Source organism: Serratia sp. AKBS12 (assembly GCF_024793895.1).
Lineage (GTDB): Bacteria > Pseudomonadota > Gammaproteobacteria > Enterobacterales > Enterobacteriaceae > Serratia_F.
Map to the genome: position 1 here is coordinate 97,442 of NZ_JANUSB010000009.1, position 13,397 is coordinate 110,838.

Sequence of the window (13,397 nt, forward strand, 5' to 3'; positions counted from 1 at the left end):
TTATCCTTTAGTTATGTTTAAGAAATTTCGTGGCATGTTTTCCAATGACTTGTCCATCGACTTGGGTACCGCCAATACCCTGATTTATGTTAAAGGGCAAGGCATTGTACTGAATGAACCGTCGGTGGTTGCCATTCGCCAGGATCGTGCCGGTTCACCGAAGAGCGTTGCGGCCGTGGGTCATGACGCCAAACAGATGCTGGGGCGCACACCTGGCAATATCGCTGCTATTCGTCCAATGAAAGACGGCGTCATTGCTGATTTCTTTGTGACCGAAAAGATGCTGCAGCACTTTATCAAGCAGGTTCACAGCAACAGCTTTATGCGTCCAAGCCCACGTGTGCTGGTGTGTGTGCCGGTGGGGGCCACTCAGGTTGAGCGTCGCGCCATTCGTGAATCAGCTCAGGGCGCCGGCGCCCGCGAAGTGTTTCTGATTGAAGAACCGATGGCTGCCGCAATCGGCGCCGGCCTGCCGGTGTCTGAAGCGACCGGCTCAATGGTGGTTGATATCGGTGGCGGTACCACCGAAGTGGCGGTGATTTCGCTTAACGGCGTGGTTTATTCCTCTTCCGTGCGCATCGGCGGCGATCGTTTCGATGAAGCAATCATTAATTATGTGCGCCGTAACTATGGCTCACTGATCGGTGAAGCCACCGCAGAACGCATCAAGCACGAGATCGGTTCGGCATACCCGGGCGACGAAGTGCGCGAGATCGAAGTTCGCGGTCGTAACCTGGCCGAGGGCGTGCCGCGTGGCTTTACCCTGAACTCCAATGAAATCCTCGAAGCCCTGCAAGAGCCGTTGACCGGTATTGTGAGTGCGGTGATGGTGGCGCTGGAACAGTGTCCGCCGGAGCTGGCTTCCGACATTTCCGAACGCGGCATGGTGCTGACCGGCGGTGGCGCGTTGCTGCGCAACCTGGATCGCCTGCTGATGGAAGAAACCGGCATTCCGGTGGTGGTAGCGGAAGATCCGCTCACCTGCGTTGCACGCGGCGGCGGTAAGGCGTTGGAAATGATCGACATGCACGGCGGCGATTTGTTCAGCGAAGAATAATCAGCCCCAGGAGGGAGGTAGCATATTGGATGAATGCTATGGCGAACGTCTTGTATGGTGCCTCCTTCTGTTGTCGAGGAACTCGCATAATTTATGAAGCCGATTTTTAGCAGGGGGCCTTCCCTGCAACTACGACTTTTTTTGGCGGTGATCGCGGCTATAGCCCTGATTGTCGCTGATAGCCGGCTCGGTACGTTCGTTCAAATACGCAACTACATGGATACCGCAGTCAGTCCCTTCTATTTTCTGGCCAATGGGCCACGTAAAGTTCTGGACAGCGTTTCGGATACGCTGGCTACCCGCCAACAGCTGGAGCTGGAAAACCGCGCTCTGCGGCAGGAATTGCTGCTGAAAAACAGCGATGTTCTTCTGCTTGGCCAGTTCAAGCAGGAAAACGCCCGTTTGCGCGAGCTGCTGGGTTCGCCGTTGCGTCAGGACGAACACAAAATGGTGACTCAGGTGATCTCAACCGGTTCAGATCCGTATAGCGATCAGGTAGTGATCGACAAAGGGTCTGACAATGGCGTGTACGAAGGCCAGCCGGTGATCAGCGACAAGGGCGTGGTCGGCCAGGTGGTGGCGGTGGCGAAGGTTACCAGCCGCGTACTGTTGATTTGCGATGCGTCGCACGCGCTGCCGATCCAGGTACTGCGTAACGACATCCGCGTCATCGCTGCCGGCAGCGGCTGCGCCGACGATCTGCAACTGGAGCATTTGCCGGGTAACACCGATATTCGCGTTGGCGATGTGCTGGTCACCTCCGGCCTGGGCGGGCGTTTCCCGGAAGGCTATCCGGTGGCGGTGGTTTCGTCGGTGAAAGTGGATAACCAACGCGCGTATACGGTGATCCAGGCCCGGCCAACCGCCGGCCTGCAGCGCCTGCGCTACCTGCTGCTGCTTTGGGGTGCCGATCGTAACGGTGATATGCCGTTGCCGCCCGACGAAGTTCATCGCGTGGCCAACGAACGCCTGATGCAGATGATGCCACAGGTGCTGCCGCCGGCCGATGCCATGGGGCCACCGGCTCCGTTGCCGGCCCCGGCAACCGGCGCTGTTGCTCCGCCCCAGGCGGCCTCGACCGTTAAACCTGCCGCAGGAACGATACAATGAATCGCTATCGCAGCCACGGGCGTTGGATAATCTGGCTCTCGTTCCTGATAGCGCTGGTGCTGCAAATCATGCCGTGGCCGGAACAGCTGTATATGTTTCGACCTTCGTGGCTGGCGTTGATCCTGATTTACTGGGTGATGGCGCTGCCGCACCGGGTCAACGTTGGCACCGGTTTTGTATTGGGGCTGATCCTGGATCTGATCCTCGGCTCGACGCTGGGCGTACGTGCGCTGGGGTTGGGCATCATCGCCTATCTGGTGGCATTCAAATTCCAGCTGTTTCGCAATATGGCGCTGTGGCAACAGGCGTTGATCGTCGTGCTGTTGTCGCTGGCGATGGACGTGGTGGTTTTCTGGGCTGAGTTTTTAGTGATCAACGTCTCTTTCCGCCCAGAGGTGTTCTGGAGTAGTGTGGTTAACGGCATCTTGTGGCCGTGGCTATTCCTGCTGATGCGTAAAATCCGCCGTCAGTTTGCCGTACAATAAGGGTAAATCATGATTTCGCTTTATCTGGCCTCCGGCTCGCCCCGGCGCCGCGAACTGCTGACCCTGCTGGGCGTGCCGTTTGAGATCATCCTGACCAATACCGAAGAACAGCGGCAAAGCGGCGAGGCGGCACAGGACTATGTGCGCCGTCTGGCGCAGGACAAGGCCCGAGCGGGCGTGGCGCAGGCCGAGGAAGATCGCCCGGTGCTGGGAGCCGACACCATCGTGGTGCTCAACGGTCGGGTATTGGAAAAGCCACGCGATGCGGCGCATGCGGCAGAGATGCTGGCGCTGCTGTCCGGCCGGCAACATCAGGTGATGACCGCGGTGGCAATTGCCGATCGGCAAAACGTGCTGTGCCAACTGGTGATCACCGATGTCACGTTCCGTAATCTGTCACGGCAGGATATTCACGACTATATTGCTACTGGCGAGCCGATGGATAAAGCGGGGGCCTATGGTATTCAAGGAAAGGGTGGTTGTTTCGTCAGAACGATAACCGGCAGTTATCACGCAGTAGTGGGATTGCCGTTGGTCGAGACACATGAGCTGCTCAGTAATTTTGTCGCATTACGTGATGTAAGAACGGGTTGATGGGCGTTGCGATGATCTGTCAACCGGCTCTGAGGAGAAGACATGACAGCTGAGCTATTGGTAAATATCACACCGTCTGAAACGCGGGTCGCCTATATTGATGGCGGAATTCTGCAAGAGATCCATATCGAACGCGAATCCAAGCGTGGCATCGTCGGCAATATCTATAAGGGGCGCGTCAGCCGGGTGCTGCCGGGGATGCAGGCCGCCTTTGTGGATATCGGTCTGGATAAAGCAGCCTTTTTGCACGCCTCGGATATTATGCCGCACACCGAATGTGTCGCCGGCGACGAACAAAAAAACTTCCACGTGCGTGACATTGCGGAGCTGGTGCGACAGGGACAGGATCTGATGGTGCAGGTGGTGAAAGATCCGCTCGGTACTAAAGGAGCGCGCCTGACCACCGACATCACGCTGCCTTCGCGTTATCTGGTGTTCATGCCCGGCGCGGCGCACGTTGGGGTTTCACAACGTATTGAAAGCGAAGCGGAACGCGACCGGCTGAAGAAAATCGTCGGCGCCTATTGTGACGATCTGGGCGGTTTTATCATCCGTACCGCAGCGGAAGGCATCGGCGATGAGGAGCTGGCGCAGGATGCCGCGTTCCTCAAGCGGCTGTGGACCAAGGTGATGGAGCGTAAAAAACGCAACCAGACCAAATACATGCTGTACGGAGAACTGGCATTGGCGCAACGCATTCTACGCGACTTCGCCGGTGCGGCGCTGGATCGCATCCGCGTGGACTCGCGACTGACGCACGATCTGCTGGTGGAGTTTACCGCCGAATACATTCCGGACATGAGCAGCAAACTGGAGCTGTACACCGGCAGTCAGCCAATCTTTGATCTGTACGATGTGGAAAACGAAGTCCAGCGCGCGCTGGAACGTAAAGTGGAGCTCAAATCGGGCGGTTACCTGATTATCGATCAGACCGAAGCCATGACCACCATCGACATCAATACCGGTGCCTTTGTCGGCCACCGCAACCTTGATGAAACCATCTTCAATACCAATATCGAGGCCACCCAGGCGATTGCCCGGCAGTTGCGGCTGCGCAATCTGGGCGGCATTATCATTATTGACTTCATCGACATGAACAATGAAGAACACCGCCGTCGAGTGCTGCATTCATTGGAACAGGCGCTGAGCAAGGATCGGGTTAAAACCACCATCAACGGCTTCTCGCAGTTGGGACTGGTGGAAATGACGCGCAAGCGAACGCGCGAAAGCATTGAACATGTGTTGTGTCATGATTGTCCTACCTGCAATGGTCGCGGTACGGTCAAGACGGTCGAAACCGTGTGCTATGAAATTCTGCGTGAAATCGTGCGCGTGCATCACGCCTATGACTCCGATCGCTTCCTGGTTTATGCTTCCGCAGCGGTAGGTGAAGCGCTGAAGAGCGAAGAGTCGCATGCTTTGGCAGAGGTGGAAATCTTTGTCGGCAAGCAGGTAAAGGTGCAAATCGAACCGCTGTACAGTCAGGAACAGTTCGACGTAGTGATGATGTAAGCTGTCGATCGATAAGGGTTCAGCCGGCTGAACCCGTTAATTCCCGTTGCCGGGCAGCGGAAGCAAGGAGATATTGTGAGGCGACTGCCTGGGATTTTGTTAGCAACAGGCGCCACGCTCATCGTAGTTGTGGCGTTGCTGATCAGTGGGCTGCGCCTGGCGTTGCCGGAACTGAACAGCTACCGCCCACAATTGCTGGAAAAGATCGCAGCCATGTCCGGCGTACCGGTGCAGGCCGATTTTGTGCAGGGCAGTTGGGAAAACTTTGGCCCGACGCTTGAAGTGCGCAACATCCGCGCCCAACTGCCAAAAAGCAACCTGCATATCGAACGCGTCACGCTGGCGCTGGATGTATGGCAGTCCTTGCTGCACTGGCGCTGGCAGTTTCGCGATCTAACCTTCTACCAATTCCAACTCGATATGAACACCACGCTGGGCGGGGATGAACACCAGGGCAGTATTATCGAGCCGGGTACCGTCAGCGATCTGTTGCTCTATCAGTTCGACCATTTCGATTTGCGCGACAGCCGCATTTCCTTCCTCACGCCGTCCGGCCCACGGGCAGAGTTCGATATTCCGCAGCTCACCTGGCTTAACAGCCACCAACGCCACCGGGCGGAAGGGCAAATCAGCCTATCGACCATCAACGGCCAGCATGGGCTGGTGCGGGTGCGCATGGATCTGCGCGACAACAAAGGCTTATTGAACACCGGCACGGTATATATGCAAGCCGATGATATTGATCTGAAGCCGTGGTTCAGTCGTTGGCTGAAGTCCAACACCGGGCTGGAAAGTGCGGACTTCAGTCTGGCGGCCTGGCTGCAAATACAGAACGGTGAAATATACGGCGGTAACGCCATGCTCAAGCGAGGAGCGGCTAACTGGACGGTGGGAAAAGAACAGCACCGGCTGGATGTCGATAACCTGTCGCTGGCGTTGAATCGCAAGGGTAACGGCTGGCAGGTGGAGGTACCGCAGCTGAACCTGAAAACCGACGGGCAGGCTTGGCCGCAAGGTTCTCTTTCCGGCCTGTGGCTACCGGAAAACAACCGCTTCCTGGGGCCTGAGCAGAGCGAAGAGCTGCGCATTCGCGCCAGCGATATTCAACTGGAACGGCTGGCGGCGTTGTTGCCGACCTTCTCATTCCTCAGCCCCGACGTGCTCGAGCGTTGGAATGATTTACAACCACAGGGCCGGGTCAACGCGCTGGCGCTGGACATCCCGCTCAAGCAGCCGGAAAAAACCCGCTTCCAGGCACGCTGGCACGGCGTCAGTTGGCAGCCCTGGAAACTGCTGCCGGGGGTTAACCATTTTTCCGGCGCACTGAGCGGTGGAGTAGAAAACGGCCGCTTGACGCTGGATATGCAGGACAGCGTGCTGCCTTACGGCGATATGTTCCGCGCACCGCTGGAGATCGCGCGTGCGACGGGGGCGCTGACCTGGCGCAACGATGCTCAGGGCTGGGAACTGGCGAGCCGTAAACTGGACGTCAAAGCCAAATCGTTATGGGTAAACGGCGATTTCCGTTATCGGCAACCGACCAATGGTGAGCCGTGGCTGAGTATTCTGGCGGGCATTCGACTGTATGACGGCGCGGACGCCTGGCGCTATTTCCCTGAACCGTTGATGGGTACGCATCTGGTAAATTACCTGAGCGGGGCGATTCAGGGCGGTCAGGTGGACAATGCGTCGCTGATTTTTTCCGGCAACCCACATTTTTTCCCGTTTGAGAAGCATGAGGGGCAGTTTGAAGTCTACGTCCCGCTGCGCCAGGCGACTTTCCAGTTCCAACCGGGCTGGCCGGCGTTGACCGATTTGGCGATCGATCTCGACTTCCTGAATAACGGACTGTGGATGAATGCTCCGGCCACCAAACTGGGCAAGGTCAGCGGCAAGAATATCAGTGCCGTCATTCCGGACTATCTGCAAGAGCGGCTGTTGATCGACGCAGAGGTGGCTGGCGCCGGCCCGGACGTGCATGACTATTTCATGCAGACGCCGCTGCATGACTCGGTCGGTGCGGCGTTGGATGAGCTGCAGATTGCTGGCGATGTCAGTGGGCGCTTACATCTAGATATCCCTTTGAATGGCCAGCAGGTTGCCGCCAAGGGTGAAGTGACGTTGAACAACAATTCGCTGCTGGTGAAACCGCTGGGCAGCACGCTTGACAAGCTCAACGGTAAATTCCGCTTCGACAACGGCAATCTGTCCGGCGATACCCTGACGGCGAATTGGTTCGGTCAGCCGGTGGCGGTGAACTTCACCACCGAGGAAGGCGCGCAGGCGTATAAAGTCAACGTCGGCCTGAAGGGCGACTGGCAGCCGGGCAAGTTCCCCGGCATGCCGCAAGAGGTTGCCGAGGCGCTCAGCGGTAGCGCGCCGTGGAACGGCAAGGTGGCGATTAACTTACCGCACGGCGGGGCGGCGAGTTACGATATCGGCGTCAATGCCGACCTGAAGAATGTGAGCAGTCACTTACCTTCTCCACTCGATAAACCGACGGGTGAGCCGCTGCCGCTTAGCGTAAAAGTCAACGGCGGGCTGAACGGGTTCAATCTGACGGGCAGCGCCGGCAAGCAGAATAATTTCAACAGCGAATGGTCGTTTGCCAAACAGCAGGTCACGCTGGCGCGCGCCGCATGGCGCAACGGGCCGGGAACGCCAGCGCTGCCACAAAGTAAATCGCTGACGCTGAATCTGCCGCCGCTAGACGGCGAAAAATGGCTGGGTCTGCTGGCTCCGGCGATGAAACAGGGCGGCAGCAGCGGCAAAGTGGGCAGTTTCAATTTTCCGACTACCGTGGCGTTAACCACCCCGCAACTGCTGTTGGGTGGGCAGGCATGGCATAAACTGCAATTGGCGGTGCAGCAACAGCTTGGCGGCGTCACCGTTGACGTCAAGGGCGAAGAGATTGACGGCGCGCTGCGGGTGGCCGACAGCGGCCCGTGGCGGGCGAATATCAAATACCTTTATTACAACCCGCAGTTTGGCGATGACCACAGTACGCCGACGGCCACCAACCCACTGGCGGCGGCGGATCGGGTGTCGTTCCGTGGTTGGCCTTCGTTGATGCTGCGGTGCCAGTCCTGCTGGATTATGGGGCAAAATCTCGGCAAGGTGGAGGCGGATGTGACCTCGGCAGGCGACACGCTCACTCTGCAACATGGCCTGATCGATACCGGCAAGGGGCGGATGACCGCCACCGGCCTGTGGAAGCAGAATGATACGGAAGAACGTACGGCGTTGAAGGGCAAATTGCTGGGCAGCAAGATTGATGAAACCGCCAACTTCTTTGGCCTCACCACGCCGTTGAGAAACGCCCCTTATGACGTGGATTTCGATCTGCACTGGCGTGGCCAGCCGTGGAAACCGGACGTCAATACCTTCAACGGCACCATGAAAATTGATATCGGCAAGGGCGAGATCGACAGCCTGGGCGGTGGGCGCGCCGGGCAGTTACTGCGTTTGGTCAGCTTTGATGCCTTGCTGCGCAAGTTGCAGTTCGACTTTAGCGATACCTTTGGCGAAGGTTTTTACTTCGATTCCATTCGCAGCACGATATGGTCGAAAGATGGCATAATGCATACGGATAATCTATTGGTTGACGGCCTGGCGGCGGATATCGCCATGAGCGGACAGGTCGATCTGGTCAGACGCCAGCTCGACATGGAAGCGGTGGTCGCGCCAGAGATTTCCGCCACGGTGGGCGTTGCCACCGCTTTCGTGATTAACCCGATAGTGGGTGCCGCGGTGTTTGCCGCATCGAAGGTGCTGGCACCGTTATGGAACAAGATTTCGCTGATTCGCTATCACATCAGCGGCAGTATGGATCAGCCGAAAATCAACGAGGTTTTGCGCAAGCCAAAAGAGGATAAGGCGTCATGAGAAATGCAAACGTTGCGTTGTTACAACTGTGCAGTGGCGATCAGGTGCGGGATAACCTGGCGCAGATTGAGCAGCAAATCAAGCAGCTCAATGCGGGAGTAAAACTGGTCATGACGCCGGAGAATGCACTGCTTTTCGCCAACGCCGAGGCGTATCGCCAACATGCGGAAACCGAAGGTGACGGCCCGCTGCAACAGGCGGTGCGCGAGATGGCTCGCCGCTATGGCGTGTGGCTGCTGGTTGGCTCGATGCCATTAGTCAGCCGCGAAAACCCGCAGCGTATTACCACCAGCAGCCTGCTGTTTGACGATCGGGGCGAAATTCGCGCCCGTTACGACAAATTGCATATGTTTGACGTTGATATCAACGATATGCACGCGCATTACCGTGAATCGGATACCTACCAGCACGGCCAGCAGTTGACGGTGGTGGATACGCCGGTGGGGCGCTTGGGGATGACGGTATGCTACGATTTGCGTTTCCCCGGTTTGTATCAGGCGTTGCGCGCTCAAGGGGCGGAACTGATTTCCGTGCCGGCGGCGTTTACCCGCGTTACCGGAGAAGCCCACTGGGAAATCCTGCTGCGCGCACGGGCGATTGAAAACCAGTGCATCCTGCTGGCACCGGCGCAGGTGGGCCGTCACGGTCTGACGCGTCGTACCTGGGGCCACACGATGGCGGTTGACGGCTGGGGCAAGATCCTGGCCGAGAACCCGGACGCGGTTTCTGCGCTGAAAGTGCGAGTCGACACCGGCGTGCTGAAAACCATTCGCACCCAGATGCCGGTGCAGCAGCACAATCGATTCCAGACGTCGCTAACGGCGCCGTTTGAAAACACATCCTCCAATAAAGAGTGAAAAAATTATGAGTTTGACGCTTGTCAGTGAACACTTACTTGCTGCGAATAAGCTGAGTCATCAGGATCTGTTCGCCGTATTAGGGCAACTGGCCGAGCGCCGCATCGATTATGCCGATCTGTATTTTCAGTCCAGCTACCACGAAGCGTGGGTGATTGAAGACGGTATCATCAAAGATGGCTCTTACAATATCGATCAGGGCGTCGGCGTGCGTGCCATCAGCGGTGAAAAGACCGGTTTTGCCTATGCCGACCAGATCACCCTCAATGCGTTGCAGCAAAGCGCGCAAGCGGCGCGCAGCATTGTCCGCGAGCAGGGCGACGGCAAAGCCCGTACCCTGGGTGAAATCAGCCACCCGGCAATGTACTCGCTGCTCGATCCGCTGCAAAGCCTGCCGCGCGAAGAGAAAATAGCGCTGTTGCATCGGGTGGATAAAGTGGCTCGCGCCGCCGACAAGCGAGTGCAGGAAGTGAGTGCCAGCATTACCGGCGTGTATGAGCAGGTGCTGGTTGCCGCTACCGACGGCACGTTGGCGGCCGACGTTCGCCCCTTGGTACGTCTTTCGGTCAGCGTGCTGGTAGAGGAAGACGGCAAGCGCGAGCGCGGCTCCAGCGGTGGCGGCGGTCGTTTTGGTTATGATTACTTCCTGGAAGTGGTCGGCGGCGAAACGCGGGCCGATGCCTTTGCCAAAGAGGCTGTGCGCATGGCGTTGGTGAATCTTTCCGCGATTGCCGCGCCGGCGGGTGGGATGCCGGTGGTGCTGGGTGCCGGTTGGCCTGGCGTGTTGCTGCACGAAGCGGTAGGTCACGGGCTGGAAGGTGATTTTAACCGTCGCGGTACGTCGGTATTCAGCGGACAAATGGGTCAACTGGTGGCGTCCGAGCTTTGCACCGTGGTGGATGACGGCACGCTGCAAGGCCGTCGCGGTTCACTGGCTATCGACGATGAAGGTGTACCAGGCCAATATAATGTATTGATCGAAAACGGCATTCTGAAGGGCTACATGCAGGACAAGCTCAACGCGCGCCTGATGGGCGTAGCGCCGACCGGCAACGGTCGCCGCGAATCTTATGCCCATCTGCCGATGCCGCGCATGACCAATACCTATATGCTGGCCGGCAAGTCGACGCCGGAAGAGATCGTCGCCAGCGTAGAATACGGCCTGTATGCACCGAACTTCGGCGGCGGTCAGGTGGATATCACTTCGGGCAAGTTCGTGTTCTCTACCTCGGAAGCCTATCTGATCGAAAACGGCCGCATTACCAAACCGGTGAAGGGCGCGACGCTGATCGGTTCGGGTATCGAAGCGATGCAGCAGATATCGATGGTCGGTAACGATCTGGCGCTGGACAAGGGCGTTGGTGTCTGTGGCAAAGAGGGGCAAAGCCTGCCGGTCGGCGTTGGCCAGCCAACGCTGAAGCTGGATAATCTGACCGTGGGCGGTACCGCGTAGCCCTCTGTCAGTCCAGCAATAAAGGGCGCATGTGCGCCCTTTATTGCCGATGTTGCGGTGTCAGCCAATCCTTTCCAGCGCGTCTACCACCAAACCCCAGAACTTGTCCCGATCCAGCGTCACCGCGACCTGGGTATGGCAATCCGGCGGTGCAGGATAACGGAAGTCCGCTACCGTCATGCCCAGCGTCAGGGTGCCGGTCAGTTCAATATCTATCGGTACCTTGCGTACCGTCATTACGCTCGGATCGATAACATAGGCGACCGCGCACGGGTCGTGAACCGGCGGTGCGTCAAATCCCTGCGCCTGTCGATACCTCTGACCGAAAAATTGCAGCAGTTCGCCGACGAAGGTCGCCGGCAGGCTACCAATGGCGGCAATGCGCTGGCAGACCTGCGGCGTAGCGAGCGCCTGGTGGGTCAGATCCAGCCCCACCATGGTCAGCGGCCAACGCTCATTGAACACGATATGTGCGGCTTGCGGATCGATCTTGATATTGAACTCCGCCACCGCACTCCAGTTGCCGACGTGATAGCCGCCGCCCATCAGCACCACCTCCTTCACCCGCTCGGCGATGCGTGGCTCTTTGCGTACCGCCATGGCGATATTGGTCAGGCCACCGGTGGGCACCAGGGTCACGCTGCCTGGCGGATGGGCCATCACCGTGTCGATGATCACATCGATCGCATGTCGCGTATCCAGCGTCAGCGTGGGGTCGGGCAATTGTGGGCCGTCAAGCCCCGTCTCGCCATGGATATCCGCCGCGACGTCGATATTACGCACCAGCGGCCGCGAACAGCCGGCGGCAAATGGCACGCCGGTAATGTTGGCGATGCGCGCCACTGCCAGCGCGTTGCGCGTGACCTTTTCCAGCGTCTGGTTGCCAACTACCGTGGTTACTGCCAATAGTTCAATCTCCGGGTTGCCCCAGGCAAGCAGCAGGGCGATGGCGTCGTCATGTCCGGGATCGCAATCCAATATGATTTTTTTCATTTTTATTCCCATTGCGCAGAGCGGTAGCGCAGTTGGCGTTAACGGTACTCTTGATAGACCTCGCTCACTTTTTTGAAGTATTCAGTCAAGTAATTAATACACACTTCTACCTTGAGCGGCAGCTTGTCCTTTTCGGTATACAGTGCGTATACCGGCCGTGGATCCGAATGATAGCGTTTGAACAGGATCTCGATCTCGCCGCGCTTGATCTCCTCGATCACCCACATCAGCGGCGCATAGGCGATGCCGGCGCCGGCTTTCAGCCAGCGGATCATGGTCTGCGAGTCGTTGGTAACGAAGCGCCCCTGCGGCGAGATGCGCGTACTGATGCCCTCAGGAGCGATCAGTTCGAACTCGCTGTCCGGCCGTACGCTGTATTCCAGCCAGGAAAAATTCACCATGTCGTTAGGTTTTTGTGGCGTGCCGTGCTGCGCCAGATAGCTTTTGGCGGCGCATATCACCATCGGCATTGAACCGAGGCGTTTTGAAAACAGGCTGGAGTCCTGTAGCGCGCCAACGCGGATAACCACGTCCAATCCATCGGCGATCAGATCCGGCGCCGGAATGCCGGTAACCAGATTGACCGTCAGGCCTGGATACTCCTTCAGCATGTCGGCGGTCATGGTGGCCAGCACGTTTTGCGCCATGGTGGACGAACTGCCGATACGTAACGTTCCGGTTGGCGTATTGTTAAAAGCATACAGCTGCTCGTGCACCTCGCTCACTTCCTGCAACATGCGCCGACACCCCTGATAGTAAATCTTGCCGGCTTCGGTCAGGCCAATGCTGCGCGTGCTGCGGTTGAGCAGCTTCACTTGTAACTCATTTTCCAGTTTGGACACTGTCTGGCTGATGGATGAAACGCTCATGTCGAGTTGACGCGCGGCGGCGGTAAATGACCCGCACTCAACGACTTTGGCGTACACCGACATCCGTTTAAGTCTTTCCATTGTTCACTCTGGCTTAAAAGTGATTTAGATCACAGATTGTTGATGCCTTGATAGTAAGCAGGCTAATATAACGCGGTCAAAGATGCTTTAGCGGCGTCACCGCTGCTGGTGATCCCCCGGTTACCCTCGCATTCCCATTCGCGGACGTAGTTCTGAGTTTAACCCTTTTTCAGGTTCGTGACCTGGACAACCTGTCTGGTCACCACCGTGTGGCGTGCTTCCGCTAGAATGTAAAGAGAATGTGAATGAGTAGGGTGTTTGTTCTCCGGTGTAGTGAACAATAAGGAAAAAGTAATGAGTTTGCTTCCGGTTATGGTCATCTTCGGATTGTCGTTTCCACCGGTGTTTTTTGAGTTGATCGTCTCGCTGGCGCTGTTCTTTGTGCTGCGTCGGTTGTTGCAACCGACCGGTATCTACGACTTTGTCTGGCATCCGGCGCTGTTCAATACCGCGCTGTATTGCTGCCTGTTTTATCTGATTTCGTGTTTTTTCGTTTGAGGT

General features: G+C 57.4%; 11 protein-coding genes. 9 read left to right on the top strand and 2 right to left on the bottom strand.

The annotated features are described in order from the left end of the window. Positions 1-13: 13 nt before the first annotated feature. The 8 genes from mreB to tldD all read left to right on the top strand — a co-directional run bounded on the left by mreB (position 14) and on the right by tldD (position 10,953). Complete coding sequence (mreB, locus tag NYE85_RS06815) at positions 14-1,057, top strand: rod shape-determining protein MreB (protein ID WP_003855260.1); 1,044 nt, start codon at positions 14-16, stop codon at positions 1,055-1,057. Between the two features lie 93 nt (positions 1,058-1,150). Then, positions 1,151-2,167, top strand: coding sequence for a rod shape-determining protein MreC (gene mreC, locus NYE85_RS06820; protein ID WP_259003926.1), 1,017 nt, complete (start codon positions 1,151-1,153; stop codon positions 2,165-2,167). Then, on the top strand, positions 2,164-2,652 hold the full coding sequence (gene mreD, locus NYE85_RS06825; protein WP_004958060.1) for a rod shape-determining protein MreD: 489 nt from the start codon (positions 2,164-2,166) through the stop codon (positions 2,650-2,652). Before mreC ends, mreD begins: the two co-directional genes overlap by 4 nt. Before the next feature lie 9 nt (positions 2,653-2,661). Next, entirely contained in the window at positions 2,662-3,246 is a 585-nt protein-coding gene (locus tag NYE85_RS06830; protein ID WP_259003927.1) for a nucleoside triphosphate pyrophosphatase, read from the top strand. 42 nt (positions 3,247-3,288) lie between these two features. Next, positions 3,289-4,758 carry a ribonuclease G gene (rng, locus tag NYE85_RS06835; protein WP_004958064.1) on the top strand — a complete coding sequence of 490 codons (1,470 nt, stop codon included), beginning with the start codon at positions 3,289-3,291 and terminating at the stop codon, positions 4,756-4,758. A 75-nt stretch (positions 4,759-4,833) separates the two neighbouring features. Beyond that, positions 4,834-8,643, top strand: a complete 3,810-nt coding sequence (yhdP, locus tag NYE85_RS06840) for an AsmA2 domain-containing protein YhdP (RefSeq protein ID WP_259003928.1) — start codon at positions 4,834-4,836, stop codon at positions 8,641-8,643. Beyond that, the gene (gene nit1, locus NYE85_RS06845; protein ID WP_259003929.1) at positions 8,640-9,500 is read left to right on the top strand and encodes a deaminated glutathione amidase; all 861 of its coding nucleotides are present in this window, start codon (positions 8,640-8,642) and stop codon (positions 9,498-9,500) included. The genes yhdP and nit1 overlap by 4 nt, the downstream gene beginning before the upstream one ends. A gap of 7 nt (positions 9,501-9,507) precedes the next feature. Then, positions 9,508-10,953 carry a metalloprotease TldD gene (gene tldD / locus NYE85_RS06850; protein ID WP_259003930.1) on the top strand — a complete coding sequence of 482 codons (1,446 nt, stop codon included), beginning with the start codon at positions 9,508-9,510 and terminating at the stop codon, positions 10,951-10,953. 60 nt (positions 10,954-11,013) lie between these two features. On the opposite strand, the gene NYE85_RS06855 is transcribed toward tldD, so the two are convergent. Then, positions 11,014-11,946, bottom strand: a complete 933-nt coding sequence (locus tag NYE85_RS06855; RefSeq protein ID WP_259003932.1) for a nucleoside hydrolase — start codon at positions 11,944-11,946, stop codon at positions 11,014-11,016. Positions 11,947-11,984: 38 nt separating this feature from the next. After that, complete coding sequence (gene aaeR, locus NYE85_RS06860; RefSeq protein ID WP_004958075.1) at positions 11,985-12,896, bottom strand: HTH-type transcriptional activator AaeR; 912 nt, start codon at positions 12,894-12,896, stop codon at positions 11,985-11,987. Positions 12,897-13,190: 294 nt separating this feature from the next. Here aaeR and aaeX point away from each other — a divergent pair, with 294 nt between their 5' ends. Further along, a complete protein-coding gene (aaeX, locus tag NYE85_RS06865) occupies positions 13,191-13,394 on the top strand; it encodes a p-hydroxybenzoic acid efflux pump operon protein AaeX (RefSeq protein WP_259003934.1) in 204 nt (67 codons plus the stop codon). Positions 13,395-13,397: the final 3 nt, after the last annotated feature.

Coding starts and splice junctions, on each gene's coding strand:
- tldD (WP_259003930.1), top strand. CDS start 9,508: ATGAGTTTGACGCTTGTCAGTGAACACTTACTTGCTGCGAATAAGCTG.
- mreD (WP_004958060.1), top strand. CDS start 2,164: ATGAATCGCTATCGCAGCCACGGGCGTTGGATAATCTGGCTCTCGTTC.
- mreC (WP_259003926.1), top strand. CDS start 1,151: ATGAAGCCGATTTTTAGCAGGGGGCCTTCCCTGCAACTACGACTTTTT.
- NYE85_RS06855 (WP_259003932.1), bottom strand. CDS start 11,946: ATGAAAAAAATCATATTGGATTGCGATCCCGGACATGACGACGCCATC.
- aaeR (WP_004958075.1), bottom strand. CDS start 12,896: ATGGAAAGACTTAAACGGATGTCGGTGTACGCCAAAGTCGTTGAGTGC.
- mreB (WP_003855260.1), top strand. CDS start 14: ATGTTTAAGAAATTTCGTGGCATGTTTTCCAATGACTTGTCCATCGAC.
- nit1 (WP_259003929.1), top strand. CDS start 8,640: ATGAGAAATGCAAACGTTGCGTTGTTACAACTGTGCAGTGGCGATCAG.
- rng (WP_004958064.1), top strand. CDS start 3,289: ATGACAGCTGAGCTATTGGTAAATATCACACCGTCTGAAACGCGGGTC.
- NYE85_RS06830 (WP_259003927.1), top strand. CDS start 2,662: ATGATTTCGCTTTATCTGGCCTCCGGCTCGCCCCGGCGCCGCGAACTG.
- aaeX (WP_259003934.1), top strand. CDS start 13,191: ATGAGTTTGCTTCCGGTTATGGTCATCTTCGGATTGTCGTTTCCACCG.